General features: G+C 70.2%; 10 protein-coding genes and 1 pseudogene. 8 read left to right on the forward strand and 3 right to left on the reverse strand.

Annotated features, from left to right (window positions below; genetic code table 11):
• The first annotated feature begins 14 nt into the window (after positions 1-14).
• On the forward strand, positions 15-1,409 hold the full coding sequence (locus AC1DWT_RS28625; protein WP_072942006.1) for an NAD(P)/FAD-dependent oxidoreductase: 1,395 nt from the start codon (positions 15-17) through the stop codon (positions 1,407-1,409).
• 124 nt (positions 1,410-1,533) lie between these two features.
• On the opposite strand, the pseudogene AC1DWT_RS28630 reads toward AC1DWT_RS28625, so the two are convergent.
• Both AC1DWT_RS28630 and AC1DWT_RS28635 read right to left on the reverse strand, forming a co-directional pair.
• Positions 1,534-1,815 (reverse strand): annotated as a pseudogene (locus tag AC1DWT_RS28630) (PaaI family thioesterase); the annotation flags it as partial.
• A gap of 206 nt (positions 1,816-2,021) precedes the next feature.
• Positions 2,022-2,795: a hypothetical protein gene (locus tag AC1DWT_RS28635; RefSeq protein WP_206015454.1), complete on the reverse strand. Its 774-nt coding sequence runs from the start codon at positions 2,793-2,795 to the stop codon at positions 2,022-2,024.
• Between the two features lie 184 nt (positions 2,796-2,979).
• Between AC1DWT_RS28635 and AC1DWT_RS28640 the strand changes: the two genes are divergently transcribed.
• Genes AC1DWT_RS28640 through AC1DWT_RS28650 form a run of 3 tightly spaced genes read left to right on the forward strand, consistent with a single transcriptional unit; the run spans position 2,980 to position 6,382 of the window.
• Positions 2,980-4,449, forward strand: a complete 1,470-nt coding sequence (locus tag AC1DWT_RS28640; protein ID WP_206015453.1) for a FecCD family ABC transporter permease — start codon at positions 2,980-2,982, stop codon at positions 4,447-4,449.
• Complete coding sequence (locus tag AC1DWT_RS28645) at positions 4,446-5,552, forward strand: FecCD family ABC transporter permease (RefSeq protein WP_206015452.1); 1,107 nt, start codon at positions 4,446-4,448, stop codon at positions 5,550-5,552. The genes AC1DWT_RS28640 and AC1DWT_RS28645 overlap by 4 nt, the downstream gene beginning before the upstream one ends.
• The gene (locus tag AC1DWT_RS28650; protein ID WP_206015451.1) at positions 5,549-6,382 is read left to right on the forward strand and encodes an ABC transporter ATP-binding protein; all 834 of its coding nucleotides are present in this window, start codon (positions 5,549-5,551) and stop codon (positions 6,380-6,382) included. The genes AC1DWT_RS28645 and AC1DWT_RS28650 overlap by 4 nt, the downstream gene beginning before the upstream one ends.
• Positions 6,383-6,388: 6 nt before the next feature.
• Here the strand turns inward: AC1DWT_RS28650 and AC1DWT_RS28655 are convergent, their stop codons facing one another.
• Positions 6,389-8,977, reverse strand: coding sequence for a rhomboid family intramembrane serine protease (locus tag AC1DWT_RS28655; protein ID WP_206015450.1), 2,589 nt, complete (start codon positions 8,975-8,977; stop codon positions 6,389-6,391).
• A 178-nt stretch (positions 8,978-9,155) separates the two neighbouring features.
• Here AC1DWT_RS28655 and AC1DWT_RS28660 point away from each other — a divergent pair, with 178 nt between their 5' ends.
• The 4 genes from AC1DWT_RS28660 (at position 9,156) to gndA (ending at position 14,284) form a co-directional block, all read left to right on the forward strand.
• Positions 9,156-9,569 carry a BlaI/MecI/CopY family transcriptional regulator gene (locus tag AC1DWT_RS28660; RefSeq protein ID WP_015890703.1) on the forward strand — a complete coding sequence of 138 codons (414 nt, stop codon included), beginning with the start codon at positions 9,156-9,158 and terminating at the stop codon, positions 9,567-9,569.
• A gap of 26 nt (positions 9,570-9,595) precedes the next feature.
• Entirely contained in the window at positions 9,596-10,549 is a 954-nt protein-coding gene (locus tag AC1DWT_RS28665; protein ID WP_477923229.1) for a M56 family metallopeptidase, read from the forward strand.
• 225 nt (positions 10,550-10,774) lie between these two features.
• Complete coding sequence (locus AC1DWT_RS28670; protein WP_095860580.1) at positions 10,775-12,700, forward strand: DEAD/DEAH box helicase; 1,926 nt, start codon at positions 10,775-10,777, stop codon at positions 12,698-12,700.
• A gap of 132 nt (positions 12,701-12,832) precedes the next feature.
• A complete protein-coding gene (gndA, locus tag AC1DWT_RS28675) occupies positions 12,833-14,284 on the forward strand; it encodes an NADP-dependent phosphogluconate dehydrogenase (protein WP_072942016.1) in 1,452 nt (483 codons plus the stop codon).
• Positions 14,285-14,361: the final 77 nt, after the last annotated feature.

The following is a 14,361-nucleotide window of genomic DNA, read 5'->3' on the forward strand; positions in this document are numbered from 1 at the left end:
TCGAGGAGCACGGAATGAGTATCCAGTCGGTTGAGTCACGCCGCCATCGCGTCGTGGTCATTGGATCCGGCTTCGGTGGGTTGTTCGGCACACAGGCGCTGAAGAATGCCGATGTCGACATCACCATGATCGCGCGCACCACTCACCACCTGTTCCAGCCGTTGCTGTACCAGGTGGCGACCGGCATTCTCTCCGTCGGCGACATCGCCCCCGCCACCCGGCTCGTGCTGCGGAAGCAGAAGAACACGCAGGTGCTGCTCGGCGATGTCGAGAAGATCGATCTCGAGGCGAAGACGATCACCTCCCGGTTCCTGGACCGGACCACCGTCACCCCGTACGACAGCCTGATCGTCGCCGCCGGCGCGGGACAGTCGTACTTCGGCAACGATCACTTCTCCGAGTTCGCGCCCGGCATGAAGACGATCGACGACGCACTGGAGTTGCGCGGCCGGATTCTCGGCGCGTTCGAGCAGGCCGAGTTGTCGAGCGATCCCGCCGAGCGGGCCCGGCTGCTGACGTTCGTCGTCGTCGGGGCAGGCCCGACCGGTGTCGAGCTCGCCGGCCAGATCGCGGAACTGTCGCGGCGCACCCTGTCGGGGGCGTTCCGCAACATCGACCCCCGCGAGGCCCGGGTGATCCTGCTGGACGGCGCGGACGACGTCCTGCCCGTCTACGGCGGCAAGCTGAGCCGCAAGGCCCGCCAGCAGCTGGAGAAACTCGGAATCGAGATCCAGCTCGGCGCGATGGTCGTCGACGTCGACGTGGACGGCCTCGTCGTCAAGGACAAGGACGGCACGCAGCGCCGGATCGAGTCGCAGTGCAAGGTGTGGTCGGCCGGTGTGCAGGCGAGCCCGCTGGGCAAGCAGATCGCGGACCAGTCCGACGCCGAGATCGACCGCGCCGGACGCGTCCTGGTCAACCCGGACCTGTCGGTGCCCGGGCACCCGGACGTGTTCGTGATCGGCGACATGATGTCGCTGGACAAGCTGCCGGGTCTGGCGCAGGTCGCGATGCAGGGCGGCAAGTACGCGGCCAAGCAGATCAAGGCGGGGCTGAGCGGGCAGACGCCGGCGGACCGGCCGCCGTTCAAGTACTTCGACAAGGGCAGCATGGCCACCATCTCGCGGTTCAGCGCGGTGGCGAAGGTCGGCAAGCTCGAGATCAGCGGATTCATCGGCTGGGTGGCGTGGCTGGCGATCCACCTGATGTACCTGGTCGGGTTCCGCAGCCGGCTGTCGACGGTGCTGTCGTGGACGGTGACGTTCCTCGGTCGCGGACGCGCGCAGATGGCGTCCACCGAGCAGTGGGTGTTCGCCCGCAACGCGATGGAGCAGTTGGAGCGGCACGAACGGGAGAAGGAGACCGCGGAGAAGTCGTCCGGCGGCGAGCAGCGCAAGGCCGCCGGGTGACACGGTCATCCACCTGAGCTGACCACGGCGGAGGGGACGGACCATCGGGTCCGTCCCCTCCGCCGTGTCCGGGGTGTGTCAGTTGCCGAGGCGTCCGGTGTCGGTGATGTTCGCGAGCCGGAACGTTGTTGACGCCGACGACGTGGCCGCGGCCGCCGAGCCAGACCGTGCCCGCCGTGCTGGCGACCGATTCGATGACAGAGCAGTACACGCCGCCGTGCTGGATTCCGGCCGGTTGCTGCAGGTCGGTGGTGACCGTCCACTGCGCGCGCACGCGGTCGGGGCCGAGTTCGAGGTATTCGAGTCCGATGAGGGCGTCGAATCCCTTGCCCAGTTGATCGGCCAGCGCGGCGGTGTCGCCGTGCCCGTCGCCGTTCGATGCCTGCTGCTGCCCGGAATCCACCATCGCACTCTCCATCGGATCGCTGTGCGCTCTCGCGGCGCACCCGCACTCCTGCCTACACGACGGGACGGGCGGCGGGGGAAGCAGGTGGGGCAAACGGATCGGCGGGCCTCACGCTTGTTCAGCGTGAGGCCTGCGCGGTCCGGTAGTTCGGTTCTCGGCGCCGGCGTTTCCGCTCGACGTCTGCCATGAGTATAGGCAAGGCTTCCCTAATTAAGCAAGCGCTTCCGCGCCTGACCCAGCCGACCGCAGTGCGGGCGCGTGATCCGGCCCTTCGAGCGAACCGGTACGCCGGCAGCCACGAAGGCGTCCAGGATGCCCTGACCGCGGCGCTGCGCGGCAGCCTCACCGCCACACGCGAGGATCGGCACGTACGTCGCGGCGCCGAGCACCGACTCCCCCACGAGCCCCCAGAATCGGGACGCATCGATCGGCGTCAGCCGGGCGATCGCGTCGAACACCGCGTGCAGCGACGTGAGACTGCGATGCACCGTCCAGAGCAGCAGTGCCCGCTCGCACGGCACGGTGACCGTCCGGGGCGCGCCGGCGTAGGGGTCGTCCGGCAGCACGCGCATGGTGTCGTCGGCGAGGCCCGCCCAGTCGATTCCCTCGTCACTGTCCATGTGGATCCACAGGTTCTCGAGCCCCGGGTCCCAGGCCCGCCCCTCCAGCACGACGAGGGCCGTGACACGCCCGACCACCGCGTGGATCAGCGCGGTGGCCACCTGCATCGCGGCGACGTCCGGGTCGGGGACGTCCTCGAGCGAACGCGCCCACATCCGGGGCACCCGGTCGCCGTCGAGGTCGCCGGCGAGCGACCACCACCTGCGTTTACCCTCGTCTGCCATCGTCGCGACCGCGTACATGCGCGGATACTCGGCGTTCAGCGCGCGAAGTCGTGTGCAGGACACGTCCAGTGCGGTCGCGGGGGCGGACAGGGTCGAAGTCACCGTGCACTCCAATCGGTCGGGATGGAACTCCACCAAACATAGGTGAGCCTAACCAAATATCAAGAGTTGACATCGTGTGATGTGGGGCACCCCCGCGAACCGTGGCACCCGGGACGCCCCGCCGGATGTGGCATCGGGGATAGGGTTCCGTAACCTAAGTAGTTGAATCAGTGCAGATCCCGTGCACAGGCACACACGTCAGGAGCTTCCCCCGCCAGTGACGACGACGAGACAGTTCGGCAGCGACATCCCGCACCTGCCGACCGACGAGCCCTACGGAAAGCGCGACGTTCCGCGCGGTCCCGCCCCGCTGTACCTCCGGGCACTCGCGGGAGTGCTCGACATCGGGATAGTGGCCATCCCGCTCGTTCTCGGGTGGTACATCGTCGACTCCCTCCGCGACGACAACGGCGGCGGGGAGGCCGACCGGGTCGTGTTCGGCGGCGCCGCCGTCGCGATCGCGCTGGGACTCGCCCTGTGGAACCGCGGATTCCGCGAAGGCAACACCGGGCAGAGTTCGGGCAAGGGCTGGGTCGGCCTCGTGACCCGCGACACCCACACCGGCGACGCGATCGGCCCGAAACGGTCGCTGCAACGGGCGTTCCGGCGCACCGGCACCGAGGTCGTCCGGGAAAGCACCGCCACCGACGAGGGATTCGCCGTCCGCGAGAGGGACGTCAGCGTCGCCGCGATCCGCCGGCGCCGGCTGATCGGTCTGGGCGTCCTCGTGATCCTGCTCGGACTGGTCCTGCTCGCCAGCGTCGCGGTCGGGGCGCGGCCGCTGTCGTTCGCGGAGATCTTCCACGCACTGTTCGATCCGGACGGCTCGCAGACCGACATCATCGTGCGGACGCTCCGCGGCCCGCGCACCGTGCTCGGCCTCGTCGTCGGAATGGCGCTCGGTGTCGCGGGCGCCCTCATCCAGGGGCACACCCGCAACCCGCTCGCCGACGCCGGACTCCTCGGCCTCAACGCCGGCGCCGCGTTCCTCGTCGTGCTGTCGATGTACCTGTTCGGGTTCAGCGCCCCCAGCGAATACCTGTGGTTCGCGTTCGCCGGATCCTTCGCGGCGAGCGTGATCGTGTTCGGGCTCTCGTCGATCGGCAACGGGGCGGCGAGCCCGCTGAGTCTGGCGCTGGCCGGCGCCGCCGTCGCGTTCTTCCTGCAGGCGATGACCAACGCGATCATCATCGTCGACCAGTCCAGCCTCGACTCCTACCGGTTCTGGGTGGTCGGGTCGGTGGCCGGCCGCGGCTTCGACGTGCTGTGGCAGGTGCTGCCGTTCCTGGTCCTCGGGCTGATCCTCGCCCTCGTCAGCACGCCGGGCCTGAACGTCCTCAGCCTCGGCGAGGACGTGGCCCGGTCGCTGGGCACCAACATCGCGGCCAGCCGTGCGCTCGGCATCGTCGCGATCACCCTCCTCACCGGTGCGGCCACCGCGGCATGCGGTCCGATCGCGTTCATCGGCCTCGTCGTCCCCCACGTCGCGCGGGCCATCACCGGCCCCGACTACCGGTGGCTGGTCCCCTACGCCGGGCTCCTCGGCGGCGTGATGCTCGTGACCGCCGACGTCATCGGACGGGTCGTGGTCCGGCCCGGTGAGTTGCAGGTGGGAATCGTGCTCGCCGTATTCGGGGCACCGTTCTTCATCGCGTTGGTTCGGCGCAGAAAGTTGGCAAGCCTGTGAGCACTCGAGACGACGTGCGCCCCGACCTCGGCGCCGTGCCTGCGGCCCGGGTGCCGGCCCGCCCCGCGTTCCGCCTCGGACCGATCTCCCTGGTCCTGCGCCCCCTCGGCATCGCCGTCAACGTCGCGCTGCTGGCGGCCCTGTTCCTGGTGCTGTGCCTCAACATCGGCCGCGGCGACTACCCGCTGTCGATCCCCGAGGTCACGCGGGTGCTGTTCGGCGGCGGCACGAAGGCCCAGAACTTCATCGTCATGGACCTCCGCCTGCCGCGGTCGCTGACCGGGGTGTTCATCGGCATGGCCCTCGGCCTGGCAGGCGCCATCACCCAGTCGATCGCCCGCAACGCCCTCGCCAGCCCCGACATCCTCGGCATCACGTCCGGTGCCAGCGCCGCCGCGGTCGCGCTGATCGTCCTCGGCGGCGGCGGCAGCTTCGTCGGCATCCTCGCCACCCTGGGGATCCCGCTGGCCGCTTTGGTCGGCGGACTCCTCACCGCCCTGGTCATCTATCTGCTCGCGTGGCGCGGCGGGGTGGAGGGGTACCGGCTGATCCTGATCGGCATCGGTGTCAACGCCATGCTCATCGCGGTCACCGGGTGGCTGCTGATCTCGGCGGACATCAACGACGCCTCGCGGGCCCAGGTGTGGCTCAACGGGTCCCTCAACGGCGCCTCCTGGAGTCAGGTGTGGCCCGTCACGATCGCCGTCGTCCTCGTCGGCGGCTACGCGGTGATCTCCTCGTTCACGATGGGCGCGCTGCGTCTCGGCGACGACAACGCCGTGTCGCTGGGGGTGCGGCTGCAGTGGTCGCAGGCCCGGCTGCTGCTCATGTCCGTCGCCCTCGCCGGCATCGCCACCGCCGCGGCAGGCCCGGTCGGATTCGTCGCGCTCGCCGCGCCGCAGGTGGCGCTGCGACTGGTGCGGTCCGCCGGTCCGCCACTCATCGCGTCGGCGCTGACCGGCGCCGTGCTCGTGGTGGGCAGCGACGTCGTCGCCCGCACCATCCTGCCCGTCGAACTGCCCGTGGGTATCGTCACCTCGGCACTCGGTGGCCCATTCCTGCTCTATCTGCTGGTTCGCAACAATCGGAAGGTCTCGGCATGACCGTGCAGACTGACTCTCGACTGATCGCCGACAACCTGAGCCTCGGGTACGGCGACCGGGTCATCGTCGACCACCTGAACCTCGAGGTGCGGACCGGGGTGATCACCACCGTGATCGGGCCGAACGGCTGCGGCAAGTCCACGCTGTTGCGCGCGCTGGGGCGACTCTTGAAGCCGCGCAACGGTTCGGTGCTGCTGGACGGCAAGGCCATCGGGTCGATGCGCACCAAGGACGTCGCCCGCACCCTCGGCATGCTCCCGCAGGCGCCGGTGGCCCCCGAGGGCCTCACCGTCGCCGACCTGGTGGCCCGCGGCAGGCACCCGCACCAGTCGTGGCTGCGGCAGTGGTCCTCCGACGACGAGGGCGAGGTCGCCGAGGCGCTCGCCCTGACCGGGGTGTCCGACCTCGCGGACCGCCCCGTCGACCAGCTGTCCGGTGGTCAGCGTCAGCGGGCGTGGATCTCGATGGCCCTCGCGCAGGGAACCGACATCCTGCTGCTCGACGAGCCCACCACCTACCTGGACCTGGCGCATTCCGTCGAGGTCCTCGACCTGGTCGACCGGATGCACGAGGAACTGGGCCGCACGGTGGTGATGGTGCTGCACGACCTCAACCTCGCGATCCGCTACAGCGACCAGCTGATCGTCATGCGGGACGGCACCATCGTCGCGTCCGGCGCGCCGAAGGACGTCATCTCCGCCGAACTGCTGCTTGAGGTGTTCGGCCTGGAGGCCGCGGTCATCGCCGACCCGGTGTCCGACCGCCCGCTGGTGGTGCCGATCGGCACCCGCCACGTGTACGGCGCGATCGGCGGACCGGACGCGAAGTAGCGGCCGTCAGCGCCGCCCGCCGATCATCGTCCGCACCAGCCGGTAACTCTGCCCCAGCGACACCGTCGGCAGGTACGCCCTGCCGACGGCGTTGCCGATGCTGGGGAGGGCGGCCGGGTCGGCGAACGTCATGTGCATGGCCACGTACCGGGGCTGGAACTTCGACTTGAACGCCAGCAGCGAACGGAACCCGTACACCGGTTCCAGGGTGCGGCCGAGCAGATCGAGCACGCTGTCCATCACCGCCGACAGGCTCGACGACTCCGACCGTTCCCGCTCGTCGGCGTCGCCGTCCGGTTGCTCGACCTTCGCGAGCGGGGCGCCGGACAGGCTCAGGAACTGGGCCCCTTCCTCCTCCAGTTTCAGTGCCGCGGACGCGATGAGGAACTCCATCGCCGGCCGGAACCCTTCGGCCCGCCGCCGCATGAAGTCGAGGGTCCAGCCGACCACCCGCCCGTCCTGGTACACCGGCAGCCAGGACGTGATGCCGTGGACGGTGCGGTCCTCGTCGACGGCGATGAGGCAGCGGACCTCCGGGTCGTCGACCTCGTCGAGTCCGCCGAGTGTGAAACCCATTTCGGGCATGCCCTTGTCGGCCACCCATTCCTCGGAGATCGCGGTGATCTGATCGGTGATCGCCCGGGGGGCGCTGGGGAAGCTGACCCATTCGGCGGTGATCCCCGATTTCTTCGCCTTGTTCAGGGCGGTGCGGACGTCCTGGAACCGTTTGCCGGTGAACGCGATCTGCCCCAGATCCAGCACCGTCTCCTCCGCGACCTGGATGCCGCTCCAGCCGAGAGCGTCGGTGATGTCGCGGACCTCACCGGTCACCGAGTAGAAGCACGGAATCCAGCCGTTGGCGGCGGCGAACTCGGCGAAGTGTTCGACGGTGTCCCGCAACCGGTCCGGTGGGCCGACCGGGTCGCCGGTGGTCAGGGCGACACCGGCGATGACCCGGTACGCGACGTAGCTGGTGCCGTCGGCGGAGAACCAGTAGTTGTTGCCGCGCCACGTCGTCATCCAGGACAGCGGGCTCCCGCTCCCCGACTTCAGGAGGGCCCGGGCGCGTTCGGTGGACTTCGAGTCCGAGCCGATGGCGGGGCTGAGGAATGTCGCGGCGACCAGCGCGCAGAGGGCGACCCAGAACACCACCCCGGTCCACTCGTACAGCAGCGTCGCGGGGATGCTCTCCGGCAGCAGCCGCGGGTCGAGCCATTGCAGGTACACGGGCGGGATCAGCCGCTCCGGGAAGTCGGCCAGCAGCGTCGTCGTTCCCGGCCGGGGGTCGAACCCGTGCCGCGCCCACAATCCGCCCAGGACGTAGAGGACGGCGAGACCGGCGACCAGCGCCACCAGGACGCCCGCCAGCCGCCGGTACGTCCCGGCCGGGGCGGAGACGTCGAAGAACCGCCGGGTCGCGAGCAGCACGACCAGGATCGCCAGCGGGGTCAGGAACGGCACCAGCGTCCGGTACAGGTTCGGGTCGGCGAGACCGTAGAACAGGGAGTCCTCGTCGAGGGAGTCGACGAACCGGACCGCGAAGTTCAGCAGCGACAGCACCAGCAGGACGACCTGGGCGATCACCGACGCCACCCACGCGAAGCGACGGCCCCGTCGGAGGCCGTCGCTGAGGGTGAGCAGGAACAGGGACGGCATCAGACTCAGCAGGGTCGGCCCGACCCCGGACAGGCGCAGTTCGAGCAGCCCGCGCCGGCATTCGGGGTCCGCCGCCGACACCTCGCACAGGTCGCGGACCTCGCCGGCCGTGTACGGCACGCCGCGGAACAGGTCGCGCAGCACGGCGAGCGGCCCGACCGCCTCCGCGGACAGCGCGGCGATCATCGGACCGATCGCGCTGGCCGCCACCACGATCGCGACGAGCACCCGGCCCTCCCGCTGGGTGCCCGCGATCCGCTCGCCGCGGGCGGAGCGGCCGACGATCCAGCGGCCGATCACCAGCCCCACCACAGCCGCGGCCAGCCGGACCACGTCCTGCAGCGACCCGCTGAACAGCGCCAGGGTGATCGTGAACGCGAGGACTCCGACGCGGATCCGCCGCCGCCACAGCGTGCCCATGTTGGAACTGGCCACCATCGCGGCGCCGACGATCCAGGTGCTCGGGCCGACGGCCATCCCCACGTGCAGCCGGAAACCCCAGTTCGCGTCGACGACCTTCGCGACCGCGGCCACCGACAGCGCCAGCAACCCGCCGAGCACCTGGGTGGCGACCGCGGCCAGGGTGAACCGCGCCGACCCCATCCGGCGTTCCAGCGGCGCGGCCACCACCAGGAGCAGCACGGTCGTCGACAGGTACGCCAGGACGTCGTCGCCCCACAGCCCGGCGGTGAGCAGCGTCCACACCCAGCCGTTCTGGAACGCCCGGATCCCGATCGCGACGTGCTGGGACAGGTCGTGGGAGGGCCCGCCGATCACGCTGGACGTGGCGATCGCCAGAATCCAGATCGCAACCAGTAGCGAGATGCTGACCGGCGCGCCCCGCACCCCGCCCCAGACCCGTTCCGCGGCCCGCCCCGTCCGACCCTTGACCCTCGCTGCCATACCGTGTCCGGTTGCCGCGCTGTCGTCGGTCTTCATCCGCCAGGTCCCCACTCTCTCCGCGATGTCGAGAACGAAAGCTTGCCCGGCGGGTCGGCCGCTAGCCAACCCGACCGTAATCCACCCGTTCGGACTATGGCCAATACCACACGCCGTGACGCAGTTTTACTACTACCAGTAGTACGTATCTGCGTCGTCGTATCCGTAGAATCGATTTATGGCTGGACTCGGCGAACTCGAACGCGCAGTGATGGATCACCTGTGGTCCACTTCGGAACCGCAGACGGTACGRCAGGTGCACGAGGCACTGGCGGCACGCCGTGAACTCGCGTACACCACTGTCATGACAGTGCTTCAGCGGCTGGCGAAGAAGCACCTCGTCATCCAGCAGCGCGACGACCGCGCCCACCGGTACCTGCCGGTGCACCAGCGTGAGGAACTCGTCGCGAGCCTCATGGTGGACGCCCTGCAGCAGGCCGACAAGTCCGGCAGCCGCGCCGCCGCACTCGTGCACTTCGTCGGCCAGGTCGGCGCCGACGAGGCCGACGCGCTCCGCGAGGCCCTCGCCGCGCTCGAGGCCAAGGAACGGACCACCGGAGACAATCAGTCGGGAACCGTTCGCGCCGGCTGACGTTCGTCATGCATGATGAGTAGGACATGGACGCCACCACCGCGCTGGTATTCGGAGTACTCGCACTTCTTCTCGCAGGGCCTGTCCCTGCGCTGCTGAGTCGAGCCCGATGGCCGCATCACGCCCCCCGAGCAGCACTCGTGCTGTGGCAGGCAATCGCCCTCGCCGCGGTCCTGTCCGCGTTCAGTTCGGGACTCGCGATCGCCAGCCAGCTCCTCGTCCCCGGACCGGACGGCCGCCCCACCACCGCACCGGTCGCCGAGATCGACGCCCTCGGCCTGCCGCTGTGGCTGCTGTACGTGGTGGTGTTCGCGCTGACCCTCCTCGTCRGGGCCAAACTGATCTTCGCGATCGTGCAGGTCGGTGTCCGCACCCGGCGTCGGCGCGCCCGGCACCGCATGCTCGTCGACCTCCTCGACCGCTGCGACTCGTCGTCCCCGCTCGCCCGCACCCCCGACCTGCGGGTCCTCGACGTCACCGAGCCCATCGCCTACTGCCTGCCCGGGCTGCGGCAGAGGGTGGTGCTGAGCCAGGGCACGTTCACCAGCCTCGACGACGCGGAGATCACCGCGATCCTCACCCACGAGCGGTCCCACCTGCGGGCCCGGCACGACCTCGTCCTCGAGGCCTTCACCGCCGTCAACGCCGCCTTCCCCACCGTGGTGCGCAGCAAGTCCGCGCTTGGATCGGTGCAGCTGCTGGTGGAGATGCTCGCCGACGACTCCGCCGTCCGCGCCACCGGGCCGACCGCACTGGCTCGCGCACTCGTCGCCTGCTCGGGGTCGGTCGCCCCGAAGGGTGCCATGGCCGCCGGCGGTCCCAGCACCCTGCTGCGGGTGCAGCGCCTGGCGTCCACGGAACAGGGCACCCGGGTCGCGCTCGCCGCCTACGCGGCGTCCGTGGCCATCCTCGTGGTGCCGACCATCGCCGTCGCCGTCCCCTGGCTCACCGAGCTGAGTCGGTTGTTCAGCGCCGTATAGTCGCCCACCTCACAGTCCGCCGGGTTCGATAACCGGGTGCCCCGTCGCGTACACTGGTCGGCGGTCGCCACTGCGGCCCATCAACACTGAAACGGCACACAGCCCAATTCCCCGCACTTCCGCGAATGGATTGACCAGGTGACATGTGCCCTGGCTCGTCCCTTTGTGCGTGCTGCATGACAGCCCCCGCTCCGCGACGCGCCCTATGCCCGGAGAGGTATTTGCGTGACCAACGCTGTCCAGACGACGTCTGCCCCACTAGAGCAGACCGAGACCGAAACCCCTGATCAGAACGCCACCGTGACGTTCGCGGAGATCGGCCTGCCCGCACCCCTGGTGCAGGCCCTCGCCCGCAACTCCATCACGGTCCCGTCGCCGATCCAGGCGCTGGCCGTCCCCGATGCGCTGGCCGGCACCAACGTGCTCGGCCGCGCACAGACCGGATCGGGCAAGACCCTCGCATTCGGCCTGCCGATGCTCACCCGCCTGTCCCGGCACGAGGACCGGCCCGCACCCAAGCGTCCCCGCGCGCTGGTGCTCGTCCCCACCCGTGAACTCGCGTTCCAGGTGGTCGACTCCCTCAACTCGTACGCCGGGGCCATGGGACTGACCGTCCGCCCCGCCGTCGGCGGCACCCCGTTCACCAAGCAGGTCGACCAGCTGCGCCGCGGCGTCGACATCCTCGTCGCCACCCCCGGCCGGCTGAACGACCACCTGCGTCAGGGCACCTGCATCCTCGACTCCATCGAGATCACCGCGCTCGACGAGGCCGACCAGATGGCCGACATGGGCTTCCTGCCCGAGGTCCGGGCCATCCTCGGCGAGACCCCGGCCGACGGCCAGCGTCTCCTGTTCTCCGCCACCCTCGACCGTGAGGTGCAGTCGCTGGTCCGCCARTTCCTGCCCGACCACGTGCAGCACTCCACCGAGGACGGTCGCGCCAGCGTCGACACGATGGAGCACTACGTGCTGCTCGTCGATCGCGGCCAGAAGGACAACGTTCTCGCCGAAATCGGTGCCCGCGACGGCCGCACGATCATGTTCGCCCGCACCAAGCTCGGCTGCGAGGGCATCACCGACCGCCTCCGCGCGGTGGGCATCGCCGCCGAGGCCCTGCACGGCGGCAAGGCGCAGAACCAGCGCACCCGGGTCCTCGAACGCTTCAAGAACGGCCGCACCCCGGTGCTCGTCGCCACCGACGTCGCCGCCCGCGGCATCCACGTCGACGGCATCGACCTGGTCGTGCACGTCGATCCGCCCGCCGACCACAAGGACTACCTGCACCGCGCAGGCCGGACGGCCCGCGCAGGCGAGAAGGGCACCGTCGTCGCGATCGTGCTCCCCAACCAGAAGCGCACGTTCCGCCGCCTGACCGGCATGGCGGGTGTCGACGCCACCGCCGTGCCCGTCACCCCCGGCTCGGAGAAGCTGGCCAGCATCACCGGCGCCAAGGCGCCCAGCGGAGAACCGGTGCGCGACACCTACTCCCGCGGCGAGCGCGGCGGCGACCGCAAGTTCGGTGACCGCGGGCCCCGCCGCGAAGGGGGGTACGCCGGCCGCGACGGCGGCGGGTACCGCGGCAACCGCGGCTTCGACGGTCGCGGCTCCTCCGACCGGGGCGGCCCCCGCCGCGACGCCGGTGAGCGCAGCTACGGTGACCGCCCGTCGGGTGGTCGCAGCTTCGAGGGCCGCGGCAACGAGGGCCGGAGTTACGAGGGGCGGGGTTACGAAGGGCGCGGCCCGCGCCGCGACCAGACCGACAACCGGTCCGGCGGCTACCGGGGCGACCGCCCCCAGCGTGACGGCGACAACCGCGGTGGGTACCGCGGTGACCGCGACAACCGGACGTTCTCCGATCGGGCTCCGCGCCGCGACTTCGGGGACAGCGCACCCCGGCGCGACTACGGGGACCGCGGCGACAGCCACCGCGGTTCCGGCGAGCGCAGCTTCGACCGCAGCGCACCGCGCCGCGACTTCGGCGACAACCGCGGCGCCGCAGGCGGGTTCCGCCGGGACGATCGGCGGGACGATCGGCGCCCCGCAGCCACGTCGGAGCGGCGTCCCGCGTCGACCGGCGGCGGGTTCCGCAGCCGTACCGACCGTCGCTCCTACGACGGCTTCGACGGCCCGCGCCGTGAGCGCCGCAGCTGATCGAACGATGCCGTGACACGAAGGCCGGCCGTCGCATGTGCGACGGCCGGCCTTCGTGTGTTTGGCTTAGCCGGTCGAGCTTTTCGTAGCCGCCGATTTCACTACCGCCGAGCGAGAGGGAATGCTGTATCCATGACTATCGACAACACTGAGGGTGCCCGCGCGCAGATCGGCGTCACGGGACTGGCCGTCATGGGCTCGAACATCGCCCGCAACTTCGCCCGGCACGGTCACACGGTCGCGCTGCACAACCGCAGCATCGCCAAGACCGACGCCCTCATCGAGGAGCACGGCAGCGAAGGTGACTTCGTCCGCACGGAGACGATCGAGGAGTTCGTGGCAGCGCTGCAGAAGCCGCGCCGCGTGCTGATCATGGTCAAGGCCGGCGACCCCACCGACGCCGTCATCGAGGAACTCGCCTCGGCGATGGAGCCCGGTGACATCATCATCGACGGCGGCAACGCCCTGTACACGGACACGATCCGGCGCGAGGCTTCCCTCCGGGACCGTGGCCTGCACTTCGTCGGTGCCGGCATCTCCGGCGGCGAGGAGGGCGCGCTGAACGGCCCGTCGATCATGCCGGGCGGACCGAAGGAGTCCTACCAGGCCCTGGGCCCGCTGCTCGAGTCGATCGCCGCGCAGGTCGACGGCACCCCCTGCTGCACGCACATCGGCCCCGACGGGTCCGGGCACTTCGTGAAGATGGTCCACAACGGCATCGAGTACGCCGACATGCAGCTGATCGGCGAGGCGTACAACCTGTTCCGCGACGCCCTCGGCTACGACGCCGACCAGGTCGCCGACGTGTTCACCGAGTGGAACGCGGGCGACCTCGAAAGCTACCTCGTCGAGATCACCGCCGAGGTGCTGCGGCAGAAGGACGCGAAGACCGGCAAGGCCCTCGTCGACGTGATCGTCGACGCCGCGGAGCAGAAGGGCACCGGCCGATGGACCGTCAAGTCCGCCCTCGACCTCGGTGTCCCCGTCACCGGCATCGCCGAGGCCGTGTTCGCCCGTGCCCTGTCCGGTGCCCGCGAGCAGCGCAAGGCCGCGGTCGGTCTCGCGTCCGGTCAGCTGGCCGACAAGCCCGCCGACGCCGCCCAGTTCACCGAGGACATCCGGCAGGCCCTGTACGCGTCGAAGGTCGTGGCCTACGCGCAGGGATTCGACCAGATCGCGGCAGGCAGCGCCGAATACGACTGGAACCTGCACCCCGCCGACCTCGCGACGATCTGGCGTGGCGGCTGCATCATCCGCGCCCGGTTCCTCAATCGCATCAAGGACGCGTACGACGAGAACCCGAAGCTGCCGAGCCTGATCCTGGCCCCGTACTTCCGGGACGCCATCGAGACGGCCATCGACAGCTGGCGCCGCGTGGTGTCCACCGCCACCCTGCTGGGGATCCCGGTGCCGGCGTTCGCGTCCTCGCTGTCCTACTACGACGCCCTGCGCGCCGAGCGGCTGCCCGCCGCCCTGACGCAGGGGCAGCGGGACTTCTTCGGCGCCCACACCTACGAGCGGGTCGACGCCGAGGGCAAGTTCCACACCCTCTGGAGCGGTGACCGCAGCGAAGTGCAGGCCTGACCCTCCCCGATCGACCGTCCCCGGCCGTGACGTACCCCGTGTACGTCACGGCCGAGGCGTCGGAGGCCCCGCGCTCG

Source organism: Rhodococcus sp. P4_B6, from assembly GCF_056402215.1.

Excerpts from the sequence above, each read along its gene's own strand:
- AC1DWT_RS28655 (WP_206015450.1), bottom strand. The coding sequence starts at position 8,977 with ATGAAGACCGACGACAGCGCGGCAACCGGACACGGTATGGCAGCGAGG.
- AC1DWT_RS28650 (WP_206015451.1), top strand. The coding sequence starts at position 5,549 with ATGACCGTGCAGACTGACTCTCGACTGATCGCCGACAACCTGAGCCTC.
- gndA (WP_072942016.1), top strand. The coding sequence starts at position 12,833 with ATGACTATCGACAACACTGAGGGTGCCCGCGCGCAGATCGGCGTCACG.
- AC1DWT_RS28625 (WP_072942006.1), top strand. The coding sequence starts at position 15 with ATGAGTATCCAGTCGGTTGAGTCACGCCGCCATCGCGTCGTGGTCATT.